Below are 24,330 nucleotides of genomic sequence, written 5' to 3'. Positions count from 1 at the left end.
GACTTTTCCCGCAATTGAGGCAAAGGCGCCGCCATGTCGCGCATGACGGTCAACGACCGCCCGGTCGAATTCCTGATGGACCCGGAAACGCCCCTGTTGTGGGCGCTGCGCGATGCCGCCAACCTAACCGGTACCAAATACGGCTGCGGCAATGGCGATTGCGGCTCCTGCATGGTCCATATCGATGGCGAGGCGCTACGCAGCTGCCTCGTCACGATCGCCGAGGCGGAAGGTCGCTTCGTCACGACCATCGAGGGGCTTTCGGGTGATCGAACCCATCCAGTTCAGCAAGCCATGGTGGCAGAGCAGGCGATCCAATGCGGCTTCTGCACGCCGGGAATCGTGATGGCTGCGGCGGCGCTGATCGATCGTAATCCGGGTGCGAGCGAAGAGGAGATCAAGGCCGCTATCCCCAATATCTGCCGCTGCGGCGTCTATCCTCGCCTCGTGCGCGCGGTCCAGCGGGCGGGGAGGGTTGCGCGGCGCCAGGAACGGATCAGCGCCGCCCCAGCGCCCGGTATCAGCGCAGAAGACGCAGCGCAGGAAGTCCCCGCGCTCAGCGCACCGGATTAAGGCCCGGCGCGCCAGTGAGATAGGGCGAGAATGGCGACCGTTGCCGGCCGCCTTTTTCATCTTCTGCCACCGAGCGTTACATTTCGAGACGGACCCCGATCCGCGCGCTGAACGGCTCGGCGGGCTGGATATTGTTGTCGCCGTGAGCGCTTGGGTAGTATGTCTCATCGAAGAGGTTCTCGATGTTGAGCTGCAGGCTAAGCTTATCGCTGACCGTGTAAAATGCCGCTGCGTCGACGCGCCAGTAACTGGGCAAGACCACATCGTTAGAGAAACTCGCAAACTGTTCCGACTGGTGGATTACGCCGAGACCAAGACCAATCCGGTCGTTGAAATCGAAACGGTTCCATGCGCTGATCGAATGGCGGGGCAACTGCTGGAGGCGCTGGCCGGCAGCGCCAAAGGCATTTTCATTGACCAGTTCGCCGTCGAGATAGGTGTAGCCGAGATTGGCCTTCCAGAATTCGGCTATCTCACCGACTGCGCCGATTTCGAAGCCTTCCGCACGGCTTTCTCCGGCGAGGACAGTCAGTGTCTGATCGGTCGGAGACGGGGCCTGAATATTGGTCCGTGCGAGACGGAAAATCGCGGCGCTGACCAGTACCTTGTCGAGGGGAGCCCACTTGGCACCGATTTCGTAATTGGTGAACTTCTCTGGCTCGAACTGCGTATCGTCCTGCGACAATATGAAAAATTGGTCGCCTGCCTGCGGAAGAAAGCTCTGGGAGTAGGATCCGTAAAGGGACAGATCCGGCGTTGGCTTGATGATCAGGCCGAGACGCGGGCTGAGTTTCTCGTCGACACGGTCGGTCTCCACGCCCCCGAGCAAATTCTCGGTCTCGAGGTCGAAACGGTCCCAGCGAACCCCTCCCACCAGCTCAATGTAATTGCCGATTTCGAGCTGCTCCTGGATGTAGAACGACAGGGTCTCAAGGTCGCTCTGATGCGAGCGCGACACCGGATTCAACCCGAAGGGCGGGATGAAAAGGACGTCCGCCAGCGGCGTTTCGTTCGAACGGAGGCCATCGACTCCATCGGGGCGCGTAAAGTTCACGGTGCTGCGCTGATTGGCTGAATCCTGACGGCTGGCTTCCATGCCGATCAAGAGCGTCGAGGCGAGGTTGCTGCCAAAATCTGCCTCCCAGACAAAATTTGTCTGCCCGATCCAGTTGGTCCTCTGCTGCGAATCCTCATAGCCGCCTAAGAGCACGGTTTCCCCATCGGTGCTCGAGGGGACGATGTTCGCATAGAGCTTGTCATAGTCGGCGAATTGCAAGGTAGCATTGGCAGTCACGCCGCGGTTGAAGTCGTGCTCCAACCTGACGCGGCCAATGTGGACCTGCGCCTGGGCTCGATTGAAGTCGCGGTCGCCGAAGAATGTGCTTTCGTACCCTTCGAGCGGTTCTGACCCCAGGGAAGGAGCGCCTCGGTCGGTTACGCGGCTGTCATCATCATAGGTGTAGCTGGCGACAAGGGTCGTGTCCGGACCGAGCGCAGCGGTGAGCGTGGGTGAGACACCGATGAAACGACCTTCGTAGAAATCACGATCATTGTCGAACTCCTCGTACGTGGCGTTGAGGCGCAGCGCGATGGTATCGGAAACAGGCTCATTCACGTCGGCAAGCAGGGCGAAGGCACCGAAGCTGTCGACTGACGCTTCGCCGCTGATGGCTGATGTCCATTCCGCGCGCTTGGCCACGCGGTTGATCGCGCCGCCACCGGCGCCCCGACCGAAGATGAGCGCGTTTGCTCCCTTGAGTACTTCGACGCGCTCGATATTGTAGAGTGAGCGATAATACTGGGCGTCGTCGCGCAAGCCGTCGACGTAGAAGTCGGCGGTAGTCTCCTGTCCGCGGATGAAAACTTCGTCCCGGTGCCCTTCGCCGGATTCCATGCTGATGCCGGGCACGTAGCGCAGCGCATCGTTCAATTGATGGACTGCCTGGTCCTCCAGCTGGTCTTCGGTGATGAACGCGACCGACTGTGGAACGTCGATCAGCGGGGTGGGCGTCTTCGTGGCTGTCGACCCATCGTCGGATCCATATTCTTCCGCGCGCTCGCCTTTCACGACGATGTCGCTCGGAAGGTAATCACGCTCAGGTTGTGCATCTGCCCCGGTGTTTGCCATGGCAGGTGTCGCAAATGCAGTTCCGGCCAGCAGGGCGGCGACAGTGGGGGAGAACCTCATGGACTACTTTCTTCTTGAGAATGATTATCAGATTTATCGCGCCTGCTATTGCGAGCTATTCGCATTTGCAACCCTAAATCTTCCAGCAGCGAGGAAAAAATCTGAAGAGGCGCTTTCGCTTATCGGATCGCTCAATTACCGCTGCGCCAAAGGAGATAAGGAATGAAAGCCACGATCTGGCACAACCCGAATTGCGGTACTTCGCGCAAGACGCTCGCGATCCTCGAAAATCTCTCGAAGGTCGAAGTCGATGTGATCGAGTACCTAAAGAATCCCCCGAGCCGGGAAAAGCTGGCGCAGCTCTATCGGGATGCAGGTATCAGTCCCAACCAAGGACTCAGGATTCGCGGCACCGATGCCGAGGAGCGCGGCCTTCCCGATGCGAGCGCCGACGAAGTTCTGGCCGCGATGGTGGCCGATCCCATCCTGATCGAGCGCCCGCTTGTGGAGACGGAAAAGGGCGTTCGCCTCTGCCGTCCGCAGGATGCGGTGCTCGAAATCCTCTAGCTGCTGCTACGGGTGAGAGCGCTGTCTTTTTGCAGCGCCTTCCAGCCGTAAAGAAATACCGCCACGCACAGGGCCGCGATCAGGCCGAAGCCCAGCCAATCCGAGTGACCGTACAGCCAGACGCCCAGCGCAGGCGCATAAATGAAGCTTGCTCCGGCAACCGAGGCGGTAATTCCGGAAGCTTGGCCCTGTTCAGAGCGGGTAACGGCAAGCGATGTCCCGGCCGTGCTTCCAGGACGGAATAATCCGAAACCGAGCGACGCGATCGCATAGGCCAGCGCGATCGAATGAAGATCGTCGGCGACCCCGAGATAGACGACGCCTGCGGCAGCGACGGTGATGCCCGAGAGGGTTGCCGCCCTCGGGCCGAGGTCCAGCCGCGGAATAAGCCCCCATTGTGCGAGCAGGGTCGCGATGGCCCCGCACATCAGCACCAGCCCGACCGGTCCGGTTCCTTCTGCAGGGGTTGCGCGCAGGCCAAGCCGGTCCAGCACGAGGAATCCAATGATCCCGAGAACCATCGCCTGTGCATGGCCGCCGAGCAAGCCGACCGTGACCCAGGGCCTCAGGCGTGGCTCGAACCAACGCAGCTTGTGCGGCTCTACCTCATCTTCCTCTTCGTGCTCGTCCTCCGGCACCTCTTCCGAACGCTCGCTGGAGGTCGAACCACTGGTGTAGGGCGCATCGTAAGTGCTTCCGCGCGCTGGAAATTGCGGCTCATCATTCGGCAACCTCAATCGCAACGCGGTGAGCGTGAGCAGCCCGATAAGCGCGAAAATTATGAAAGGGCCGGTCAGGCCGACAAAGGGCAGCACCATCAGAGGCGCTAGCGCGGGCCCGATTACCGTGCCCAAACCGAAACTGGATGCAATCAGCGAAAGTGCCTGCGTGCGTTCGGCACGCGGTGTGCGGCTGGCTACATAGGCCTGCACCGCAGGCGGCGCCGCGCTCCCGAAACCGCCATAGAGACTGCGAGCCACGGCAAAGGCGATTAGCGCTGCCGTGCCGCCCAGCAATCCGATCAAGCCGAACCATAATGCTAGGCCGCATAAGGCCATGGAGGCGATGAAACCGATCAATCCGACCGCCATCATCGCCTTCCGGCCGCGCCGGTCCGAGCGTTCAGCCCAGAGCGGAGCGCAGATCACCCAAAGAAGGGCGGACCAACTGTAGGCCAGACTTATCCAGACGTCATCGATCTCCAGCGCCGTCCCTATCGAAGGCATGACCGATTGCATCGCGGTATTTCCGGCCGCCGTTGTCAGCATCACCGCGAACAGCAGCGCCATACGCTCGCGCGAAATGCTTTTCGGCCGCGATGGCGGCGGTGTCAGAGCGTTCTCGGCATCGGCTTCAGCCATGGGTTTCTCCGCTAAGCCTGTGGTCCCGTGCTTGCAATGCTCCATGCTCCCTGCCAAACCCGCCCACTTTCTACCGGGTTGCAAAAGGTAAATGACTTGAGCGGACAACAGGGTATCGGGGTGATCGAACGACGCACTCTGAAGGATCGCGCATCGCGGCTGTTGGGGCAGTGGGGCGTATTCTTCAAGGGCTTCCTCGAAGAACCGAAGATGGTCGGCTCCATCATTCCATCATCGCGCTTTACCATCCGGAAGATGCTTGCCCCGGTCAAATGGGACGAATGCAAGGTCTTCGTGGAGTATGGTCCGGGTGTCGGCACTTTCTGCCAAGCTGTGCTCGACCGGTTGCCGCGCGATGGCCAACTGATCGTCATCGACACAAATCCCCTTTATATCGATTATCTCAAGAAACATTTCCGGGACAGCCGCTTCAGCGCGGTTCACGGCTCAGCTGCGGACGTGGAGGAAATCGTCAGGGCGCATGGGCACGAGCATGCAGATTACGTGCTTTCGGGCTTGCCCTTCTCCACGCTTCCGGACGGCGTCGGACCGGCCATCGCTGCGGCGACCCACCGCGTAATCCGCCCCGGCGGGGCGTTTCTCGTCTACCAGTTCTCTGCCAAAGCGCGAGATTTCATGGAACGTCATTTCGAGCGTATCGACAGCGGTTTCGAACCGCTGAACGTTCTTCCCTGCCAGCTTTTCTGGGGCTGGAAGGACGCGGAGGCTTAGTCCCCGTTCGCGGAATTCCGCTCGGCTGACGTGCTGTGAAGGCGTGTCAGCTGCGTGTGGATCGCAGCGAGCACGCAGGCAAAGAACAGCGCTAGCAAGGCGTTCATCAGGCTTGCGCTGATCGCTTGACCGAAGCTCTGCACCTCGGCCCCGCCCATCGCGAAGAGGAGTGCGAAGATCATCGAGACGATGGTCGAAATCACGATGTAGGCGATGAGAAGAAGGAAGAAGAAGAAGAACAATCTCACGCTATTGCCCTTGGTCAGGCGCCATGAGCGGGTGAGTGCGGCGACCGGATTGAATTGGCCATCTATTGCAATGACCGGTGCAGCAATCGAGAGTTTGGTCAGCACATAGGCGACGACAACTAGGCCTGCGATCCCACCGATGACGGCGAGGGGCGTCAGGCCCGTGGCCACCGGAATTCCAATCAGCAGGAAAACCACGATGGCGAGAACCATCGCCTGCAGCATCTGTGCCGCGAGATACGAGAGGACGGATTTGCCCCCTGTGGAGATGGCTTGTCCGACAGTGGGGTTGGCCCTCCTTCTCAATAGCGCGAGCATGGCGAGAAGGCCGGTTCCCTGTATGATGGCCAAGAGGACCAGGGCCCACCAGTAACCGGCCAGCATCTCGTTAGCCATGGATTCCATCTCGGCGGAGGACGGGTCGAACTGGCCTATGGCCAACTCGGCAAGGCCTGGAATCCAGAGCAGGGCCGCAGCATATGGGATGAAGTAGAACACCCCGGCAACGACAGCCAGCAAACCGAAATTGTCACGCAACAGGCGCGTTGTATCTTTCCAGGCAGTGTCGAGATCGAATTTCATCGTGGCTCCTTCGGATCTTGGCTCTTGATAAGCGTGAACACAATCGCCACGCAATCGCCGATGCCTGTCCCGTTCCCCGAAAACATCGAATGGCGCGCCGAAAATGCGCAAATTCCCTATCGCGAAGCGCTTGTGACGATGGAAGAGCGCAACGCTGCGATCAGCGAAGGCGACGCCAAAGAACAGATCTGGCTGCTCGAACATCCCCCTGTTTACACCGCCGGGACCAGTGCCGACGGCGCGGAATTGCTCGATCCGCGCTTCGAGGTCGTGGATGCAGGGCGGGGTGGCCGCTATACTTATCACGGCCCCGGACAGCGGATCGGGTACCTGATGTTGGACCTCAAGACGCGCGGACGCGATGTGCGCTGCTTCGTGCATTCGCTTGAAGGCTGGATCATTGCTACGCTGGACGACGTGGGGGTGGAATGCTGGCGCAGCGAGGGCCGTATCGGCATCTGGACCCGCGATATCGACGGGCGTGAGGCCAAGATCGGTGCGATCGGCGTGCGGGTCCGGCGCTGGATCACCATGCACGGTTTTTCGGTGAATATCGCGCCGGATCTCTCGCATTTCGCTGGTATAGTCCCCTGCGGAATCGGAGAGTTCGACGTCACGAGCCTCGCAAAGCTCGGTCTCGATCTTGCGCCATCGGCTTTCGATGAGGCATTGAAGAACCGCGCAGGCGATTTCCTCGCCGCGCTCGAAGGAAAGGCCTGTTCGCTGCCATGATCCGATTTTCCGCCCTTGCCGCTCTGTGCGTGGTTCTCGCTGCCTGCGGAGACGATCCCGCCCCCGGCGAGCAGGAAGACGTTGCCCGCGATGCACGCGGCGAAGTGCTGGGCGGAACGATAAGCGACGACATGTTGCCGCTCGATACCGTGCGCTCGCAATCGCCGCCGCTGGTCGAGGCCAAGGAGGGTGGTGAGGATCCTTCAGGTATCGACAGCACCGACGAACCTGCGGCCGCTGATCCTCCCACCGATGAACCGGCGCCTCAGGCAGAGCCGATCGAACCGGAAGCCGAAGCGGACGAATAAGCCGGCCCGGTTAATTCCTGGATCTCAGGACCGGGCCGGCTATCGCAACATGTTACGCGGTGACGGTTTCACCGGTTTCGGCGAGCGTGGGATAGTCGATGTAGCCTTCGGGTCCAGGCAGATACCAGCTCTGCGGCACGTTCACGTTGGGCTGCAGGTTGGCGCCATTGCGGAAGCGATCGGGAAGATCGGGATTCGAGATGAAATCGCGGCCCCAGCTTACCGCATCGCAGCGCCCCGCCTCGATTTCGGCCACCGCCTGATCAGGTGTATAATCGCTGTTGAGGATGAGCTTGCCAGAGTAGATCGAGCGGATCAGCGGGCTCTGCTTGGGCACATCTGTCGAGCCGAAGGTCCCTTCGGGCCCCGGCTCGCGCAGTTCGAGGTGATCGAGGCCGAGATCCTCGATCATCCTGGCGGCTGCGCCGAAAGTGGCGGCAGGATCGCTGTCGTCGCATCCTTGCGTTTCGCCATTGGGCGAAAGACGAACGCCCACGCGCTGTGCGCCCCAGACGTCGACCAGCGCAGTCAGAACTTCGCGCAGGAAGCGCGTCCGGTTCTCGGGGCTTCCCCCATATTCGTCTTCGCGCAGGTTCGTACTGTCGCGCAGGAACTGGTCGACGAGATAGCCATTCGCCCCGTGGAGCTGGACGCCGTCGAAGCCTGCCTTTTTCGCGTTCTCGCCAGCATGGCGATAATCCTCCACCACTCGGGCGATTTCGTCCTTGGAAAGCTCGCGCGCCGCTTCGTAATCCTTGCGTCCTTCGAAGGTATGGGCATGCCCGGGGGCCTTGGTGGCGCTGGCCGATACGGGCGGATTTCCTCCGAGGAAGTCCGGGTGAACAAGGCGACCCATGTGCCACATCTGGAGAACGATCTTGCCGCCTTCCTCGTGTACGGCTTCGGTTACCTGTTTCCAGCCTTCGGTCTGTGCTTCGCTCCAGATGCCGGGCGCTGCCGGCCATCCCAGGCCTTCGACACTGATACCCGTGGCTTCGGTTATGATCAGGCCAGCGCCGGCGCGTTGGCGGTAATAGGTCGCCATCATCTCGTTGGGGATCGATCCCGGCTGGGTCGAACGGCCACGGGTGAGCGGGGCCATGAATATCCGGTTCTTCGCCTCGATAGCGCCGAGGGTAAGCGGTTCGAAAAGTTTTTCGTGCATGGAGGCGTAGTCCTTTTTTGGCTGGCCTTGTGTGACGCAAGAGCTAGGGGGCGGGTATGGGCGAGACAAGCGCAGAGCCGGACAAGAATGGCTTTCAGGCCAGCGCGTGGCACTTCGTCGCGCTGCTTGCCGGTAATGCTGCCTTGGCGCTGGGCCCGTGGCTGGTTCGGTTGACCGATACCGGACCGATTTCCGCAGCGTTCTGGCGCCTGCTTCTGCCTATTCCGATTATTGCCCTTCTGGCATGGCGGGGAAGAGCACCCGGTCCTATGGACCTCCGGCTGGCGCTGTTGGTGGTAATGGCAGGCGTGTTCTTCGCTCTGGATCTGGCAAGCTGGCACATCGGCATCGAGCAGACCCGGCTGGGGAACTCGGTATTGTTCGGCAATTCGGGGAGCGTGATCCTGATGATCTGGGGCCTGATTGCGCTGCGCCGGGCCCCTTCATGGCGCGAGGCGGCTGGCGTGATCGCGGCCCTTGTCGGTGCGGCGATACTGCTCGGTCGCAGCCTCGAAATTTCCACGACTTCATTCGTCGGAGACCTGCTCTGCCTGTTCGCCGGGGTGTGCTACGCCTTCTACCTGCTCCCCGCACAACGCGCGCGGGCGGTGCTGGGGCAATGGAGCGTCCTGCTACTGGTCTGCATTGCCGCGTCGCCCCTGTTGCTCGGTATGGCGGTCTTTGCCGGAGAGCCGATCTGGCCAGGTGAAAAGGGCTGGACGCCTGTGCTGCTCCTCGCTCTGTCCAGCCAGATTATCGGTCAGGGACTGTTGGTTTATTCGCTCCGCAACTTTCCGCCGCTGATAATCGGCATGGCATTGCTCACCCAGCCCGCACTCGCGGCGACTGTCGGTTGGCTGGTCTTCGGGGAGGTACTGGTCCCGCTCGATATCTTGGGAATGGCGCTGGTCGCAGCGGCTTTGATGCTGGCAAAGAGCGCACCGCCCCCGCGTCTGGCTAGCGTTCGATCCGATTGAGAAAGGTCTGGTACCGGGCGGCGACGGCATTGAGCTCGGGTCCGACCAGATGTTCGTGAGCCTGCTGTGCGAGAAGTTTGCCTTCGCCCTTGAGGACTGCGCGGCGGGCCTCGTCATCAAGCGTGGAAGCCGCGTCCACTAATGCATCGAAAGTGACCAGCGTGGCAATACGATTGGTCGCTACCCCGCTCCTCATCGCTCCGAATCCGCGCTCCACGAAATGGGAAAAGTCGTCTTCGAGGAGGACGAGATGGGGTTCCTCGCCGTCCTTGGCGAAGCTTCGCGTCAGATTGCGCCGGGCAAGTTCTGCGGTGGCGGCGCCTAGCCAGTGAACCGCGGTCACGGCCGTGAATGGATCGTTGATACCCGGAGAAAGCGCCCGCAGACCGATTTCGACAAGTTCGTCGATGAGGAACTGCATGTCTTGGCTCGGGGTGCGCATGCTCCCTAGAGTAAAAGCACTGCGGACGTCGTCGTCGGGGCAATCTGCGGTCACATCCATGTCGGCCCAATAGGCGAGCGGAACTTCGGGATGGACAAAGTCGCCCGTTCGGACAGCCAGTTTCAGCTTCCCGTTTTCCCGCTGCGCGAGCCTTTCAAGGTGCGAAAAACCGATGGCCTGCACATAGCCGGTGTCGGAAGCGCGGATCGGGGTGCCCTCTGGAGCAGAGTGCGCCTTTTCGCCCCTGTTTTCATCGGGAAAACGGTCCCTGATATCCTCGAGCAGGCGTGCCCCGATCCCCTTGAGAACCGTATTGATGCGGATCGATGCAGGTATGTGGTTGAGAAAATAGACCAGCACGGCAACGGACAGCATCATCAGGGCGAAAGCTACCAACAGCGATAACTGGGGTACAAACCCCGGCAGGAAAGAGGCGGCTGCATCCTCCAAGTTCGCTGGCACTTCATCCTCTGCCCGGACTGTCCGCAGCACGGTGATCGCGTAAACGAAAGTGCCGATGAAGGTTGCGAGACTAAATTGGTTGCCGCGGTCTTCCATGAAATTGGTGAGAAGTCGGGGGCCGTAATTCCCGCTGGCGTAGGCGACCGCGGCAATGGTGATGGAAAACACGGTAGAGGCCACTCCGATCATCGTGCCGGAGATGACGGTTAGCATGTTGATGGCACCATCGGGCCGTGCGGGCTGGAGCCAGCTTACACCGTTGAGGAAGCCAGCCCAGCCGTTGCGATCGAGCCAGAGGGTGAGCGTTGCCAGCAAAAGCGCCGCGATCGAGAAGAGTGCCGGCAGGAACCAGTAGCTCGCGTTCACGTCGTGCCACAGCTTCATCAATCGGGCGGTCATGCGATGCTCTGCAGTTAGAGGGCGGGTTGATCAAAGCGGCGAAAAGCGTCCGCAATATCCGTGCGATCGCATTCCTGCTCGGCGTTGGCAATCGCGTGATCTCGCAATTCCTCCCCGCAGCGCCGCAGATAATGTAGCAGGCCCGGCGGACAACCCTGCTCGCCCATCAGCCTGCAGACGCGCGCATAGTTTTCAATCATGCGAATTGAAACCGAAGGGTAATCCGCAGCGGCCTGGCGAAAAGCCTTGAGCGGACCGCCAAAAAGGCCTCGAAAATCCTGTCCCGGCAATTCGAAGCGCGGGTCTCTCTCCCACCCGGCGACCTTGCCTTCGTCGACCCACGTTCCGGCGTGCCCCGAAATGGCAACGGCCAGCTGGTCGGCGCACGCCATCGCAGAATAAAAATCGTTGATCCCCGGCGACAGGGCACGGGCCGCGACCTCCACCAGCAGGCGCACCTGATAAACGGTCGATTCCACTGAAGACCGGAATTCGCCGATTGGTATGAACTTGAGAAGGCGGTCTGCATCACCCCGGACAGTCTCGATCCTGACCAGCGGTTCGCCTTCTAGGACGTGCTGGCCCGGCGCGGCGCAGAAGCGGACCGCTCCAGTTTCAATTGCCAGTTCTTCCTTGATCGTGGAGAGATCGATGCCTTCGACATACCCCCCTCGTTTCGCGGCAAGGGTACAAGACCACTCACCCGCGTAAGGATCGGCGGCGACAATGGGAATCGCGACGTTGCCTGCTTCGGTGCCGAGGTGCGCAATGGAACGGTCGACGAACATCGTGCGCCCAAGGTCGTGGATCGCCACGCCCAGCATGCAGATATTGACCAGTTCGAGTGCGAACATCCCTGCCAATGCAAAGTGGGGAAGCTCGGCCACGGACGATTCCGGATCCAGGCGGCTCAGAACTATGATCGAGAAAACAAGACAGAAGGTGAGGCCCGCCATTGACAGTCGGACCAGCCCTTTGTCGAGCCAGCGGTCGACCAGCCGGACCCCGAGATTGCCGGTCGCCAGAGTAAGTACGATCAGCGTGACCGACCAGTACAGTGTCAGGAAAGCGGCATTGATCCCGACGATGGCGACGGCGAGATCTTGAGCTGTGTCGCCCGCAACCAGCAGAGTGATGCCGTGCTCATAGAGCCAGCGCCCGGCCACGGCCCAGTCTATCCAGAGCACGAGAGCGCCCACCAGCGGCGCGGCGACGACTGCGACGAGCGGCAACGACCAGTAATTCGCTACCAGCCGATGGATCGCCCAATCGCGAATCCCCTTGAGCGGACCTTTTGCAGCCAAACAGCGAATTCCCCTGTCATTGCGGACAAGGGCCTAACGCTCGGTGTGGTGAAGGGTGCCTAGACTTTGCCCAAATCGCCCTTGCCGATGGTGCCGCTGGCCATTTCGAGCATGCGGTCGAGGCTCTGCTTGGCCTTCAGCCGCAATCCTTCTTCGATCTCGATGCGTGGTTCAAGCGTGTCGAGACACTTGTACAGCTTCTCAAGCGTGTTGAGCGCCATGTAGGGGCAGATATTGCAGCTGCAGTTGCCGTCCGCTCCGGGCGCGCCGATGAAGTTCTTCTCGGGTAGCACCTTTTCCATCTGGTGAATAATGTGCGGCTCTGTCGCCACGATCAGCGTATCGCCTTCAAAAGTCTCCGCAAACTGCAGGATGCCGCTGGTCGAGCCGACATAATCGGCATGTTCGATGATGGTGGGCGGGCACTCTGGATGCGCTGCGACGGGGGCGCCAGGATGTTGCTGCTTCAGCTTGAGCAGTTCGGTTTCGCTGAACGCTTCGTGCACGATGCAGACGCCCGGCCAAAGCAGCATTTCGCGATTGAACTTGCGGCTCATATAGCCGCCAAGATGCCGGTCGGGCCCGAAGATGATCTTCTGATCTTCCGGGATCTGGCTGATGATCGTCTCGGCACTGGAAGACGTTACGATAATATCGCTGAGCGCCTTCACCTCGGTCGAACAGTTGATGTAGGTCAGCGCGATATGATCCGGGTGCTTTTCGCGGAAAGCCTTGAACTTTTCCGGCGGGCAGCTGTCTTCGAGGCTGCAGCCGGCATCCATATCCGGCAAGACGACTATTTTTTCGGGGCTCAGGATTTTGGCGGTGTCGGCCATGAATTTCACGCCGCAAAAGGCGATGACATCGGCGTCGGTTTCTGCCGCCTTGCGCGACAGTTCGAGGCTGTCGCCGACGAAGTCGGCCAGATCCTGGATTTGCGCGCTCTGATAATAATGCGCGAGGATGATCGCGTTCTTCTCCTTGCGGAGGCGATCGATCTCCGAGAGCAGGTCTTGGCCTGTCGGCAGGCTGGTTTCGGCGGTCATAATTTCGTCCCGTCTGATGGCTTTGCGGCGCTTATAGACGGAACGGGCGGCGAGGCGAGGGGGTTCCTTGGTCCGCGATCACATCGAAAAGCCAGGAGGAAGAAATGCCTGCATCGGCCTTTCAGCTCCGGCGCTTCCGGCAATGACCCATTCGGTGAAAGCGTATCCGAGTGGTGAATATGCTACCAGCATCGAGCCGACGAACGTTCCGACTACAATGCCCGTGCCCCACCAGTAGGCTAGGTGTACGTGACCCAGCTTGCGCTTGTCCGCGATCATTCCGATGATTGGAAATAACAGCGTGACGCAAAAGATGATGATCCATGCATTGGGGATCAGCAGCGGCAGGGGCAAAAGGCGTCCGATCCCGGGGCCCGTGAGGATGCTCATGGAAACAAGCATCAGGCGGCGATGCCACCCATTGTATCGCTGTCGGCGCAGCGCCCACCAAGCCAGTCCGCCAAACGTCAGGACGCCGACGAGATTACTCACGAGGAACTCCTTCACATCGAAGAAGAATGGTCCGCCCGTACGGCGCGCGACGACTACCAAAATCATGCATGCCGCGAGAACCATCGTGGGAATCCAGATGTAGGCGATCTTGCCGAAGGAAGCATGCAGCTTCCAGTTCTGCGCTGACGCAATGACATGCTGGGCGAGGTAAATCCCGATCCACCCCATGAAAATCAACGCATGTACGTGATAGGCCAGCGGCGCATCGAAGCTGGATCGCCCCATCGCCAGATTGAGCGAAAACCCCGCCAGGATGACAGAGCCCATGACGAAGGCCATAATGGTGAAGAAGCGCGTGTTGCCGCGGATCGAAGAATTCTGCGGCGCTGCGATAGTGGCCATGCCCGTAACCTCCCCAAAGACCGAGCGACCATCTATGCTTTAAAATTACTCCGTCTCAGGCCTTCGGTCAACGAAATTGACGCGCATGGCCGGAGGTGTGACGCACTGTCAGTTGGCTCGCCATTCGTCTCCCGCTCGTGTCACAAGTCCGCGGCGCTCCAGATCGATGAGGTGGGCGGTGACCGACATTCTGGCAGCCCCATGTAGGCGCTCGTCGAGACCCTTGTACATCTTTGGCACGAAATCGGCTGCCTCATGCGGAGCCTCGCTTAGATGGCGCAGGATCTGGTTTTCGCGCTGGCGCCGATGGCCGATCATTCCCCTGACCAGCTGACGGGGTTTCTCGATCGCCTCGCCATGGGCGGGGTAATATATGCGGTCCTCTTCGCGCCCGTAGAGCTTTTCGAGGCTTGTCATGTAGTCGGCCATATCGCCGTCGGGAGGGACGACGACGCTGGTGGACCAGCCCATCACATGATCGCCGGTGAAGACGGCGCCGGTCTCATCCAGCGCGAAACAGAGGTGGTTCGAGACATGCCCGGGCGTGGCGATAGCGCGCAAGGTCCAGCCGGGGCCGGTCATTGCTTCGCCGTCTTCCATCACCCGGTCGGGTTCATAGGTTCGGTCGAAACTCGCATCAGCGCGCGGCCCGCTATCGTCGAGTACGAGCGGTGCACATCCGACGATGGGCGCGCCGGTGCGCTGGGCCAGAGACTTCGCGGCAGGCGAGTGATCGCGGTGCGTATGGGTGCACATGATCGCACAGACATGTTCTTCGCCGATTGCGGCGTCGAGTGCGAGCAGATGGTCTTCCTCGTCCGGACCGGGATCGATAACCGCACAACCATCGCCAATGCCGACAATGTAGGATTGGGTGCCGGTATAGGTATAGGGCGACGGGTTTGGCGCCAGCACGCGCCGCACCAGAGGCTCAAGCTGAATCGCCTCGCCGGTCGGCCAGGGTTTGGGGGGAGGGCCTGCCATGTCCCAAGCCTGTAGCGGATGGCATCGCTTGTCGATAGGGAGGGCCTCATGGGAGAGAAAATTCTTGTCCTCGACGCGGGGACGACCTCGACACGCGCTATGCTCTTCGACCGTCGGGGTCGGATGGAGTCCGTCGCACAAGCAGAATTGACGCAGCATTATCCAAAACCGGGCTGGGTGGAGCATGATGCTGCCGAAATCTGGGAAAAAACCCTAGGCTGTATGCGGGAAGCGGCGGGCGCGAATGCTTCGGAAATCGCGGCGATCGGCATCACCAATCAACGCGAGACCGTGGTGGCCTGGGATCGAGATGCCGGCGAACCCTTGGCGCGGGCGATCGTGTGGCAGGACAGACGGACCGCCGGTTCCTGCGCGCAGCTGAAGGAAGCCGGATACGAACCCGAACTGCAGAAGCGCACCGGGCTTGTGCTCGACCCCTATTTCTCCGGCACGAAAATGCGCTGGATGCTCGAAAATGACGATGCCGTACGTGCGGCCGCCGGGACGGGCCGGCTCGCATTCGGTACGGTCGAAAGCTGGCTTGTGTACAAGCTTTCCGGCGGCTCCCATGTGTCGGATGCCAGCAATGCCAGCCGAACTCTGCTGCTCGGTCTCGACAGTGGCGAATTCGATCAGGACCTTTGCGAATTATTCGGGGTGCCGAAGGCGTCGCTGCCCGAAGTGGTCGATACACACGGGAAGCTGGCGAACTGCGCTGCCGAGTGGCTGGGGCGCAAAATTCCTATTTGCGGACTTGTGGGCGACCAGCAATCGGCAACGATCGGGCAAGGCTGCCTTTCGTTCGGCGAAACCAAGGCGACTTACGGAACTGGTGCTTTCGTCCTGACGAACAATGGCAGTGATCTCCCGCGGTCGGATAATCGGCTGCTCGGCACCGTCCTTCACCAGTCGGAGGGTACCCGCACCTACGCCATCGAGGGCGCGTGCTTCGTCGCAGGAAGTCTGGTCCAGTATCTTCGTGACCAACTCGGCCTGATCGGGAGTGCCTCGGAGACTGAAGGTCTAGCACGCTCGATCGAGAGTAGTGGTGAAGTCGTTATAGTCCCTGCGCTTGCCGGTCTCGGCGCGCCGCACTGGCTGCCCGATGCCCGCGGGGTGATTTCCGGCCTCAGCTTCGCCAGTGGGCGGGCACAGATTGCACGCGCCGCGCTGGAAGCGATGGCTCATCAGACCCACGATCTTTGCTCGGCCTTTGCGGCCGACGGCGCGCCATGGAAAGCGTTGCGGATCGACGGCGGAATGAGTGCCAACGATTGGATGGCTCAGGATCTTGCGGATATTCTCGACCTCGACGTCGAGCGTCCGGACTTCGTCGAGACTACTGCTCTGGGTGCCGCAATCTGTGCCAGCGTGGGGGCTGGCATTTATGGGTCGTTGATTGAGGCCGCAGAGGCGATGCGCGGAGACACGCAGGTATTTGTCCCCGTCATGGAAGAAAGTACGAGGAGCGACCGATTGGCGCGTTATGTACGCGCGCTTTCTGTGGCTTAGCTGCCGGCGAAGGCTGCGGCGATGCGGCCTTGCATATCGCGCACGGGGTCGCTCGCCTCGCCGATCTGGCGTTGCTCTTCATCCAGCCGCTTTATCCGTTCGTGGAGACGCTCGGTATCGCGGATCAACGCCCGGGTTGCAGGTTCCAGCAGTTCCATATTATCCGGGTCGGAAGGGCGCTCTTCGCCGAGCGACCCGTGCCGCAGCATCTGCAGCTTGGTCAATTCACCCGCATGATAGGCCCGTTGGTTCAGAAGCCAGGCAAGGGAATGCATCACGCGGGTAGTGGTTCGGAGACCTTCGACGGAAACGGCCATCCGCACTTGGTCGGAAACTATGCCTTGCCGCGCATCTTCCCGCAAATCGAATACCGCACGTGCTTCGTCCGCCAGTGCAAGCGCTTCGGTGTAAAGGTCTTCGACAACCTGTTCGTGAATCGTACGGTCCATGTCCATGGTGAACGAAGAGCTACTGTTTTGGGTCCTGTAAGACCACGGATCTGTCGACAGATGTCCCGCTTTGAGACTGCGATCAGGCGATAATATCGGGAATGAGATTGTCCTCGATTACGGAAATGCGATCCTTGAGCTGCAGCTTGCGCTTCTTGAGCCGCGCAATCTGCAGTTGGTCGACGAAACCGCCGTCTCCAGCTTCACTTAGCGCGGCGATTGCAGCATCGAGGTCGCGATGCTCGCTCTTCAGCAATTCCAGGCGCTTGCGCAGTTCCTGCTCGTTCACAGCTATCGTTCCCCAATCTCGCCTCGTCGCATGGCGCTTCTATGGGGGTTTGTAAATTCGTGAAGCTGTGGTTTGATCATCGTACCGCGGCGCGTGCCGTCTGGCACGAGTCGCTTCCGGGGTCGCTAACTCTAGAAGGAGCCAAACCTATGCAATCATCCCATGTCGCCGCACTCAAGGCCAAGCATGCAGGGCTCGAAGCTCGGTTGCACGACGAACAGGCACGGCCTTCGCCCGACATCACGATGATCCAGCAACTCAAGCGCCGAAAGCTGAAGATCAAGGAAGAAATCGCCGCAACCTGAGAGGCGTGAAAATCTGCGGGGCAGGAAGGTAATGCCTTCCCGGCCCCGCTTTCGCTATTTAACTTTCTTGCTATAGCTGCAGATCATGTCAGCAGCTTCATCCGCCCGTCAGATACTCACGCGATTGCATGAGGTCATGGCCGGTCGCCATCACGCCCAGCACAAGCTGGATCGGGTTGTGGACATCATCGCAGATAGCCTGACCAGCGAAGTGTGCTCGATCTATCTCCTCCGCGAAGGCGAACTCGAACTCTTCGCCACCCATGGTCTCAATGCCGAAGCGGTTCACGTCACTCGGATGGCTGTGGGGGAAGGGCTGACTGGCACTATCGCCAAGAATATCGAGACTTTGAACCTCGCCGAAGCGAAGGCACATCCAGACTTTCTCTATCGTCCGGAGACGGGAGAAGAGAAGTTCCATTCCTTCGCCGGCGTCCCCATCGTCTACCGTGAACGTGCGGTCGGGGTGCTATGCGTCCAGCATGTCGAACCTCGTCGGTACGAGGAAGTCGAGATCGAGGCCCTTCAGACGACGGCCATGGTGCTGTCCGAATTGATCGCGCACAAGGAACTGGTCGATGGTGAGGAAGCGATCGATCTCGACGAGATCCCGACCGAATGCGAGGTGATCGAAGGCTTGACCCTGGTGAAGGGGCTGGCAGCAGGGCAGGCGGTGTTCCACCAGCCGCGTGTCGAAATCGACCAGGTCGTCGCCGAAGACATCGAAGCCGAGCGACAGCGGGTCTATCGCGCCTTCGACAAGATGCGCGACCAGATCGACGCGATGGGTCGTGAACCCGAATTCGGCAAGGGCGGCGAGCATGACGAGGTGCTCGAAACCTACAAGATGTTCGCCTATGATGAGGGCTGGAGCCGTCGGATCAACGAAGCGATCGACAGTGGACTGACCGCGGAAGCCGCCATCGAGCGCGTCCAGCAGCGTACCCGCATGCGCATGCGCGAGATCGACGACCCGCTGCTGGCGGACCGGATGCATGACCTCGAGGACCTGTCGAACCGTCTGCTGCGGATAGTGTCGGGTCAGCTTGGCACAGCGGCCACGCAAGGCTTGCGGCGCGATTCCATTCTGTTCGCGCGCAATTTGGGTCCCGCCGAACTGCTCGAATACGACCGCCGCCGCCTCAAGGGCGTCGTGCTGGAAGAGGGCTCCCTGACGGCGCATGTGGTCATCGTGGCACGCGCGATGGGTATTCCCGTACTCGGCCGAGTGCCTCGGGTACGTTCGCGCGTTTCCGAGGGCGATGAGGTGCTGGTCGACGCCGACAAAGGCGCGGTCACGCTGCGACCTTCGCAGACGTTGCTCGAAGCTTTCGATACGCGCTTTGCCCGCAGTCGCGAACGAGCGGCAGCTTATGCGGAACTGCGCGATGTCGAACCTTTCACGCGCGACGGTACCCGGATCACGGTGATGATGAATGCGGGTCTGCGCGATGACGTCAGTGCGCTTCAACTGACCGGTGCTGACGGGATCGGCCTGTTCCGGACCGAATTCCAGTTCCTCGTATCTTCGACCTTGCCGGCGCGCGAACGGCAGATGCGACTGTACCGCGACGTGCTCGATGCGGCCGATGGGAAGCCCGTGATTTTTCGAACCGTCGATATCGGCGGCGACAAGGCGGTTCCGTATCTGGATAATGACACTGCGGAAAAGGACGAAAACCCTGCGATGGGTTGGCGCGCCTTGCGCCTGTCGCTCGAGCGGGAGGGGCTGCTCAAGGCGCAGGCCCGGGCACTGCTCGAAGCCGCGACGGGAAGACAACTTTCCGTAATGTTCCCCATGGTTGCCGAACCTTGGGAGTTCGACGCGGCGAAAGCGATTTTCGAAGAACAGGTACAATTCCTGCGCGATCGGCGAAAGCAGATGCCGGAAAGTATCGAATATGGCTGCATGCTAGAAGTGCCCTCGCTTGCCGAAGTACTGGATATCTTGCTGCCGAAGCTTTCCTTCATTTCGATCGGAACGAACGACCTCACACAGTTCCTCTTCGCCGCAGATCGGGCCAATCCCAAGCTTGCTGAACGCTATGACTGGGTCAGCCCTTCTATCCTGCGATTCCTAGCCCGGATCGCCACCCAAATGGTCGGCAGCCCTGTCAGGATCGGTGTGTGCGGCGAGATGGGCGGGCGCAGACTGGAAGCTCTGGCGCTCATGGGCTTGGGTTACACTCGCTTTTCGATCACGCCCGCGGCTGTGGGGCCCATCAAGGAACTGGTGCGGAAAGTCTATCTGCCCGATCTGACCGCACAGATGCAGCGCTGGATGATCAGCCCGCCGCCAGATATGCGCGAAGCGTTGAGCGATTGGGCGATAACGAACGATATCGATATCGATTGAACCGTCGCTCGTCCGGCGCACTTCGTCGGTTTCGGGTCGTTCCGGTACCGACTGGCCGGTTGACATGGTAGCTGCTACACCTTCTGTGCGTTTTCGCGGGACCGAAAATACCCGCGGGGCCTCAGGAATTCGGGAATCGCATGGAAGAAGAAGACGACATCGTCGAAGAGAACACCGCGCCTTCAGGACGGGTGGGCGATCGATTGCGCCAGGCGCGCGAGGCGAAAGGCCTCGAAATTGATCAGGTCGCAGCCGAAACGCGTATTCCCAAGCGACACCTTCAAACCATAGAAGCCGGTGATTTTGCGGCCCTGCCGTCGCGAACCTACGCGATCGGTTTTACCCGCACCTATGCCCGAACGCTCAATCTCGACGAGAAAGAGATGCTGGATATGGTGCGCGCAGAACTTGCAGAGGATCGTCCGCAAGCAATCGAACGACCGGCCAAGTTCGAGCCTGGCGATCCGGCGCGCGTGCCGGGTCGCGGCTTGGTGTGGTTCGCTATCCTAGCTGGTGTTTTGCTGCTCGGCGGGGTTTATGCCTTTTATTCGAGCTACTTCGCGCCCGGACTTGGACCTGCTCCCTTGCAGGGACCGGAAGAGCAGGTCGCGAGCAGCGACACGCCTCCCCAAGAAGCAGTGCCCACGCCTCAGCCGGTTGGGGGACCGGTTGTCTTCACAAGCGAGATGGATGGCACATGGGTGAAGTTCTACGACGCGAGGGGGACGCGCCTGTACGAGGCGCAGATGGACCAAGGGGATAGTTACACGGTACCTGAAGGTGCCGAAGGTCCGCAGCTTTGGACCGGTCGTCCCTATGCGCTCGCCATCACGATAGGCGGTCGCGAGGTACCCAAGCTGACTGAGGAAGACACCATCGTACGTGATGTCCCCGTCAGTGCGGAAGCGCTACTGGCGCGCAGTGACCAGGCGACCTCTTCGCAGCCCCCGGAATCTGCTGGGGCAGCTTCTCCTGACACCTAGCCGCCGCATCAACGCCAGCGGCGGATAAGGTGCCTTCATCCCCTCGACAGCATCGCCGGGCTACGGCATTTTTCGCATCGATGAATTATCCAGCAAGGAACTTGCACCCCATGATCTTTCGTAGTGCTCGCATTTTCGGCCTAGGCGGCATCGCAATGGCTCTGATCGCCACCTCCATGCCGCTAGCAGCGCAAGATGGTGAAGAAGCGAGAATCCGCAAGCTGGAATCGGAAGTTCGTGCATTGCAGCGCAAGGTATTCCCAGGTGGGGATGGGCGTTATTTCGAGCCGCAGATCACGGCCCCGACGACGGGCGGAGCGACTGCTTCGCCCGCACCATCGACCACGGCGGTGACGGATATTCTCGCCCGTCTCGATGCGCTTGAAAGTCAGCTTCAGCGTCTGACCTCCGAATATGAGGAAGGAGCCAATTCAATGAGGCTCCTGGAGACTCGCCTCGAAACATTGGAAACAGCAAGGGCGCCTGCTCCGGAACCTGTCCGGACAAATCCCTCGGCCGGAGCAGTTTCCACGCCTGCGCCCGTTTCCCGGCCGGACCCCGCGCGCCTTGCCGCCGTTCAGGCTATTGCCAAGCCGCAGACCGACGATGCCGGGGACGATGAATATTCCTATGGTTTTCGATTGTGGGATGCAGGCTTTTTTCCCGAAGCTCAGCAACAACTGACGATGTTCGTTGAGAAGTATCCGAACCATTCCCGCACCAGCTATGGCCGCAATTTGCTGGGCCGCGCCTATCTGGACGATGGTAAGCCCACCGAAGCTGCGCCTTGGTTCTTGCGCAACTATCAGGCTGACAAGAACGGCGCACGGGCCGGCGATAGCCTGCTCTATCTTGCGAAAGCTATGATCGCCCTGAAAGACACCGAGCGCGCCTGCATCGCACTGTCCGAGTTTGGCGCGACTTATCCTGCGCTCGCGACCGGTCGATTGCAGGGAGACTATGCTGCCGCGCGTAGCAAAGTGACTTGCAGCTGAGATGATTGTCGATCCGGAACTGGTCGAGCGGTTCCGGGCGGATCTTTCCGCACTGTGGCCATACACCGAGGGCGGACCGCAGAAACTGGGCATTGCGTTGTCCGGCGGGGGTGACAGCCTTGCCCTGCTGCTGCTGGCCCATGCAGCTTTGCCGGAGAGGGTAGAGGCGGCAACTGTCGATCACCGTTTGCGTAGGGAAAGCGCCAGGGAGGCAGAATTAGCGGCGAACTATTGCTCAGAGATAGGCGTACCCCATCAGACGCTTCAGGTCGAAGTGGCCGAGGGTAACCTCCAGGACCGCGCCCGCGCCGCCCGTTACGAAGCGCTTGGGCAATGGTGCGTGGATCGCGATCTCGACGGGCTTTCCACAGCACATCAGATGGACGACCAGGCCGAGACCTTCCTGATGCGGCTCAATCGCGGCAGCGGAATATCAGGCCTCGCATCTATTAGAGCTTTGGGAAGTTTGCCCAATGCACCGATAAGACTGGTCAGACCGCTGCTCGGCTGGAAGCGAGCCGAACTGGTCGACTTGGTGAAGAGTTTGGGATGGTCGCCTGTCGAGGACCCCTCGAACGAGAATGTCGATTTCGATCGGGTGCGAATGCGGCAGAACCTCTCCCGTTGCGACTGGCTCGATGTGACCGCAATCGGTCGAAGTGCTCGCTACTTGGCGGAGGCCGATGAAACACTGAAATGGGTGGTCGACCGCGAATATATCGAACGCGTGAGTTTCGACGGCGAGGAGGCGATCTATCAAGCACTGCGCACAGGCGTCCGCGGGACGTTGGTGAAGGGCGGTGTGATCCGCGCAATCTTTCGCCGCTTTGGTTTGCAGATCGACCAGCGCGTGGGGGCGGCTCTGGTCGAGAGTCTCACGCGGGGTATCAAGACCAATATTGCCGGGTTGCAAGCGGACGTGCGCGATCTGGAAGGCGAAAGATTGTGGATTTTCCGCCGCGAAAATCCCCGACGAACCGGCTAGCTGGCCAATGAAGCCGCTTCGCGTGCCACCTTCTCAACCGTGACTTCATCGACCGCGCCGCGCGGCGCTACCCAACTGCCGCCCACGCAATGGACCGGATCGAATCCAAGCCATTCGGGTGCATTCTCGAGTGTGATGCCGCCGGTCGGGCAGAAGCGGCATTGCCCGAACGGTGCTGCAAGTGCCTTGAGCGCAGGTAGTCCGCCTGCCGCCATGGCCGGGAAAAACTTGAAGTGGGTGAGGCCGAGATCCAGGCCTCGCATAATGTCGCCCGCATTGGCGATGCCCGGAAGGAAAGGGATACGCTCGCGGATCGCCGCTTTCCCGAGGGTATCGGTAAGGCCTGGCGAGACAATGAACTCGCTGCCCGCCTCGATGGCAGCGGCAAGTTCTTGCTGATTGGTGACAGTGCCCGCGCCCACGATGGCGCCGTCCACGTTTTTCATCGCACGGATCGCATCGAGCGCTGCGGGCGTCCGTAAAGTGACTTCGAGCACGCGCAATCCGCCTGCTACGAGAGCGCGTGCGAGCGGTACGGCATGTTCCACCTCGTCTACCACGATCACCGGGATAACCGGCGCGGTCTGCATGATGTCGGCGATGGTCGTCATGAGTCGGAAATCCCGTGTTCTGAAGCATAGGCTGCCGCGGCACCGAAGAGGCCTGGCTGCGGGTGAACGATAAGCTTGACCGGGATTGAGGCCATAAGCTCCTGAAAGCGGCCCTTGGCCTTGAAACGCTCGGCAAAGCCTGACTTCACCAGCGTTTCGCGAATTCTGTAGCCCAAACCGCCTGCGATAACGACACCGCCGAAGCCGCCTTGGGCCAGCGCGATGTCGCCGGCTACGCTGCCGAGAGCCATACAGAAGCGATCGACGGCCGCAGCAGCGAGGCTGTCGCTGCCATCCTGCCCGCGGGTCCAGATCGCGATATCGTCTTCCTCCGCGACCGGCTTGCCTTCCATCACGGCGAGCGTCTGGTAAATGTCGGAGATTGCCGGCCCTGCAACTACGCGTTCAACGGAGACGCGGTTGTGGCGCTTTCGCAACCGGGCAAGGATCGCATCGTCGATCTGGTCGAGCGGAGCGAAATCGATGTGGCCGCCTTCGGTGGCCGACACGCGATATGTCCCGTCGGGCTCGCGGTACAGGTGGGCGACGCCAAGACCCGTGCCCGGGCCGAGCACGCTCAACCGCCCAGTGGGAGAGAGCGGTTTGTCGGGACCAGAGAGGTGAATGAACTCGTCTTGACCAACCCGGGCAACTGCATGCGCCACGGCCTCAAAATCATTGACGATGGTGTATTTTTCGGACCCGAGCTTTTCCTGCACCAGCGCTGGGCGGATGATCCACGGGTTATTGGTAAAGCGGATGACTTCGCCGCCCACCGGGCCAGCGATCGCCATCGAAACGCGCGGGGGGAGATTGCCCCCCATACGCTCGCGGAAATCCTCCCAAGCTGTCTGGAAGCTCGCATGATCCTCTGTGTGGATCGTTTCAGGGTCGCTGAGCGAGATCGATCCATCGGCCAAAATGCTGGCAATCGAAAAACGCGCATGGGTGCCGCCGATGTCGACGCTGACGAGGTCCAT

At 60.6% G+C, this 24,330-nt stretch carries 26 protein-coding genes; 13 read left to right on the top strand and 13 right to left on the bottom strand.

Annotated features, from left to right (window positions below; all coding sequences use genetic code 11):
* The first annotated feature begins 33 nt into the window (after positions 1-33).
* Positions 34-573: a (2Fe-2S)-binding protein gene (locus GRI69_RS03805; protein WP_160726885.1), complete on the top strand. Its 540-nt coding sequence runs from the start codon at positions 34-36 to the stop codon at positions 571-573.
* A 76-nt stretch (positions 574-649) separates the two neighbouring features.
* Here the strand turns inward: GRI69_RS03805 and GRI69_RS03800 are convergent, their stop codons facing one another.
* Entirely contained in the window at positions 650-2,761 is a 2,112-nt protein-coding gene (locus tag GRI69_RS03800; RefSeq protein ID WP_160726884.1) for a TonB-dependent receptor, read from the bottom strand.
* On the opposite strand from GRI69_RS03800, the gene GRI69_RS03795 reads away from it, so the two are divergent.
* Both GRI69_RS03795 and GRI69_RS03790 read left to right on the top strand, forming a co-directional pair.
* Entirely contained in the window at positions 2,760-2,927 is a 168-nt protein-coding gene (locus tag GRI69_RS03795) for a hypothetical protein (RefSeq protein ID WP_160726883.1), read from the top strand. The two genes, GRI69_RS03800 and GRI69_RS03795, sit on opposite strands and share 2 nt — an antisense overlap.
* Positions 2,924-3,268, top strand: a complete 345-nt coding sequence (locus GRI69_RS03790) for an arsenate reductase family protein (protein ID WP_160726882.1) — start codon at positions 2,924-2,926, stop codon at positions 3,266-3,268. The genes GRI69_RS03795 and GRI69_RS03790 overlap by 4 nt, the downstream gene beginning before the upstream one ends.
* Here GRI69_RS03790 and GRI69_RS03785 read toward each other — a convergent pair.
* Positions 3,265-4,629, bottom strand: a complete 1,365-nt coding sequence (locus tag GRI69_RS03785) for an MFS transporter (protein WP_160726881.1) — start codon at positions 4,627-4,629, stop codon at positions 3,265-3,267. The two genes, GRI69_RS03790 and GRI69_RS03785, sit on opposite strands and share 4 nt — an antisense overlap.
* A gap of 114 nt (positions 4,630-4,743) precedes the next feature.
* Between GRI69_RS03785 and GRI69_RS03780 the strand changes: the two genes are divergently transcribed.
* A complete protein-coding gene (locus tag GRI69_RS03780; RefSeq protein WP_337191022.1) occupies positions 4,744-5,361 on the top strand; it encodes a class I SAM-dependent methyltransferase in 618 nt (205 codons plus the stop codon).
* Here the strand turns inward: GRI69_RS03780 and GRI69_RS03775 are convergent.
* On the bottom strand, positions 5,358-6,191 hold the full coding sequence (locus GRI69_RS03775) for a DUF7847 domain-containing protein (protein ID WP_160726879.1): 834 nt from the start codon (positions 6,189-6,191) through the stop codon (positions 5,358-5,360). The two genes, GRI69_RS03780 and GRI69_RS03775, sit on opposite strands and share 4 nt — an antisense overlap.
* 60 nt (positions 6,192-6,251) lie before the next feature.
* On the opposite strand from GRI69_RS03775, the gene lipB reads away from it, so the two are divergent.
* Both lipB and GRI69_RS15715 read left to right on the top strand, forming a co-directional pair.
* Positions 6,252-6,923, top strand: a complete 672-nt coding sequence (lipB, locus tag GRI69_RS03770) for a lipoyl(octanoyl) transferase LipB (protein ID WP_160726878.1) — start codon at positions 6,252-6,254, stop codon at positions 6,921-6,923.
* Positions 6,920-7,231 (top strand): hypothetical protein, encoded by a 312-nt coding sequence (locus GRI69_RS15715; RefSeq protein ID WP_202391797.1) that lies wholly within the window; start codon positions 6,920-6,922, stop codon positions 7,229-7,231. The genes lipB and GRI69_RS15715 overlap by 4 nt, the downstream gene beginning before the upstream one ends.
* Positions 7,232-7,283: 52 nt before the next feature.
* Here the strand turns inward: GRI69_RS15715 and GRI69_RS03765 are convergent, their stop codons facing one another.
* A complete protein-coding gene (locus GRI69_RS03765; RefSeq protein ID WP_160726877.1) occupies positions 7,284-8,396 on the bottom strand; it encodes an alkene reductase in 1,113 nt (370 codons plus the stop codon).
* Positions 8,397-8,452: 56 nt separating this feature from the next.
* On the opposite strand from GRI69_RS03765, the gene GRI69_RS03760 reads away from it, so the two are divergent.
* Complete coding sequence (locus tag GRI69_RS03760; RefSeq protein ID WP_160726876.1) at positions 8,453-9,373, top strand: DMT family transporter; 921 nt, start codon at positions 8,453-8,455, stop codon at positions 9,371-9,373.
* Here the strand turns inward: GRI69_RS03760 and GRI69_RS03755 are convergent.
* From GRI69_RS03755 to GRI69_RS03735, 5 genes are all read right to left on the bottom strand, one after another.
* Positions 9,354-10,676, bottom strand: coding sequence for a DUF2254 domain-containing protein (locus tag GRI69_RS03755; protein WP_160726875.1), 1,323 nt, complete (start codon positions 10,674-10,676; stop codon positions 9,354-9,356). The genes GRI69_RS03760 and GRI69_RS03755 overlap by 20 nt on opposite strands.
* Positions 10,677-10,690: 14 nt before the next feature.
* Positions 10,691-11,980, bottom strand: coding sequence for a DUF2254 family protein (locus tag GRI69_RS03750; protein ID WP_160726874.1), 1,290 nt, complete (start codon positions 11,978-11,980; stop codon positions 10,691-10,693).
* 59 nt (positions 11,981-12,039) lie between these two features.
* The gene (gene nadA / locus GRI69_RS03745) at positions 12,040-13,026 is read right to left on the bottom strand and encodes a quinolinate synthase NadA (protein ID WP_160726873.1); all 987 of its coding nucleotides are present in this window, start codon (positions 13,024-13,026) and stop codon (positions 12,040-12,042) included.
* A gap of 78 nt (positions 13,027-13,104) precedes the next feature.
* Entirely contained in the window at positions 13,105-13,881 is a 777-nt protein-coding gene (locus tag GRI69_RS03740; RefSeq protein ID WP_160726872.1) for a hypothetical protein, read from the bottom strand.
* A gap of 108 nt (positions 13,882-13,989) precedes the next feature.
* The gene (locus tag GRI69_RS03735; protein WP_160726871.1) at positions 13,990-14,865 is read right to left on the bottom strand and encodes an MBL fold metallo-hydrolase; all 876 of its coding nucleotides are present in this window, start codon (positions 14,863-14,865) and stop codon (positions 13,990-13,992) included.
* A gap of 48 nt (positions 14,866-14,913) precedes the next feature.
* Between GRI69_RS03735 and GRI69_RS03730 the strand changes: the two genes are divergently transcribed.
* Positions 14,914-16,377, top strand: a complete 1,464-nt coding sequence (locus GRI69_RS03730; RefSeq protein ID WP_160726870.1) for a glycerol kinase — start codon at positions 14,914-14,916, stop codon at positions 16,375-16,377.
* Here the strand turns inward: GRI69_RS03730 and GRI69_RS03725 are convergent.
* A complete protein-coding gene (locus tag GRI69_RS03725) occupies positions 16,374-16,826 on the bottom strand; it encodes a DUF1465 family protein (protein WP_237452909.1) in 453 nt (150 codons plus the stop codon). The genes GRI69_RS03730 and GRI69_RS03725 overlap by 4 nt on opposite strands.
* Before the next feature lie 82 nt (positions 16,827-16,908).
* Positions 16,909-17,115: a DUF465 domain-containing protein gene (locus tag GRI69_RS03720; protein WP_160726868.1), complete on the bottom strand. Its 207-nt coding sequence runs from the start codon at positions 17,113-17,115 to the stop codon at positions 16,909-16,911.
* 149 nt (positions 17,116-17,264) lie between these two features.
* Here GRI69_RS03720 and GRI69_RS03715 point away from each other — a divergent pair, with 149 nt between their 5' ends.
* From GRI69_RS03715 to tilS, 5 genes are all read left to right on the top strand, one after another.
* Entirely contained in the window at positions 17,265-17,420 is a 156-nt protein-coding gene (locus GRI69_RS03715) for a YdcH family protein (protein WP_160726867.1), read from the top strand.
* Positions 17,421-17,505: 85 nt separating this feature from the next.
* Positions 17,506-19,776 carry a phosphoenolpyruvate--protein phosphotransferase gene (gene ptsP, locus GRI69_RS03710; protein WP_160726866.1) on the top strand — a complete coding sequence of 757 codons (2,271 nt, stop codon included), beginning with the start codon at positions 17,506-17,508 and terminating at the stop codon, positions 19,774-19,776.
* Positions 19,777-19,916: 140 nt separating this feature from the next.
* The gene (locus tag GRI69_RS03705) at positions 19,917-20,759 is read left to right on the top strand and encodes a helix-turn-helix domain-containing protein (RefSeq protein ID WP_160726865.1); all 843 of its coding nucleotides are present in this window, start codon (positions 19,917-19,919) and stop codon (positions 20,757-20,759) included.
* Between the two features lie 110 nt (positions 20,760-20,869).
* The gene (locus GRI69_RS03700) at positions 20,870-21,754 is read left to right on the top strand and encodes a tetratricopeptide repeat protein (protein WP_160726864.1); all 885 of its coding nucleotides are present in this window, start codon (positions 20,870-20,872) and stop codon (positions 21,752-21,754) included.
* A 1-nt stretch (position 21,755) separates the two neighbouring features.
* The gene (gene tilS, locus GRI69_RS03695) at positions 21,756-22,739 is read left to right on the top strand and encodes a tRNA lysidine(34) synthetase TilS (protein ID WP_160726863.1); all 984 of its coding nucleotides are present in this window, start codon (positions 21,756-21,758) and stop codon (positions 22,737-22,739) included.
* On the opposite strand, the gene eda is transcribed toward tilS, so the two are convergent.
* Together eda and glk are read right to left on the bottom strand one after the other, a co-directional pair.
* The gene (eda, locus tag GRI69_RS03690) at positions 22,736-23,350 is read right to left on the bottom strand and encodes a bifunctional 4-hydroxy-2-oxoglutarate aldolase/2-dehydro-3-deoxy-phosphogluconate aldolase (protein WP_160726862.1); all 615 of its coding nucleotides are present in this window, start codon (positions 23,348-23,350) and stop codon (positions 22,736-22,738) included. The two genes, tilS and eda, sit on opposite strands and share 4 nt — an antisense overlap.
* Entirely contained in the window at positions 23,347-24,330 is a 984-nt protein-coding gene (gene glk / locus GRI69_RS03685; RefSeq protein WP_160726861.1) for a glucokinase, read from the bottom strand. Before glk ends, eda begins: the two co-directional genes overlap by 4 nt.

This window comes from Qipengyuania vulgaris, from assembly GCF_009827325.1.
GTDB classification, from domain to species: Bacteria; Pseudomonadota; Alphaproteobacteria; order Sphingomonadales; family Sphingomonadaceae; genus Qipengyuania; species Qipengyuania vulgaris.
Note: the sequence above shows the minus strand (reverse complement) of the source record. Positions and strands in the feature narration are given on the sequence as shown.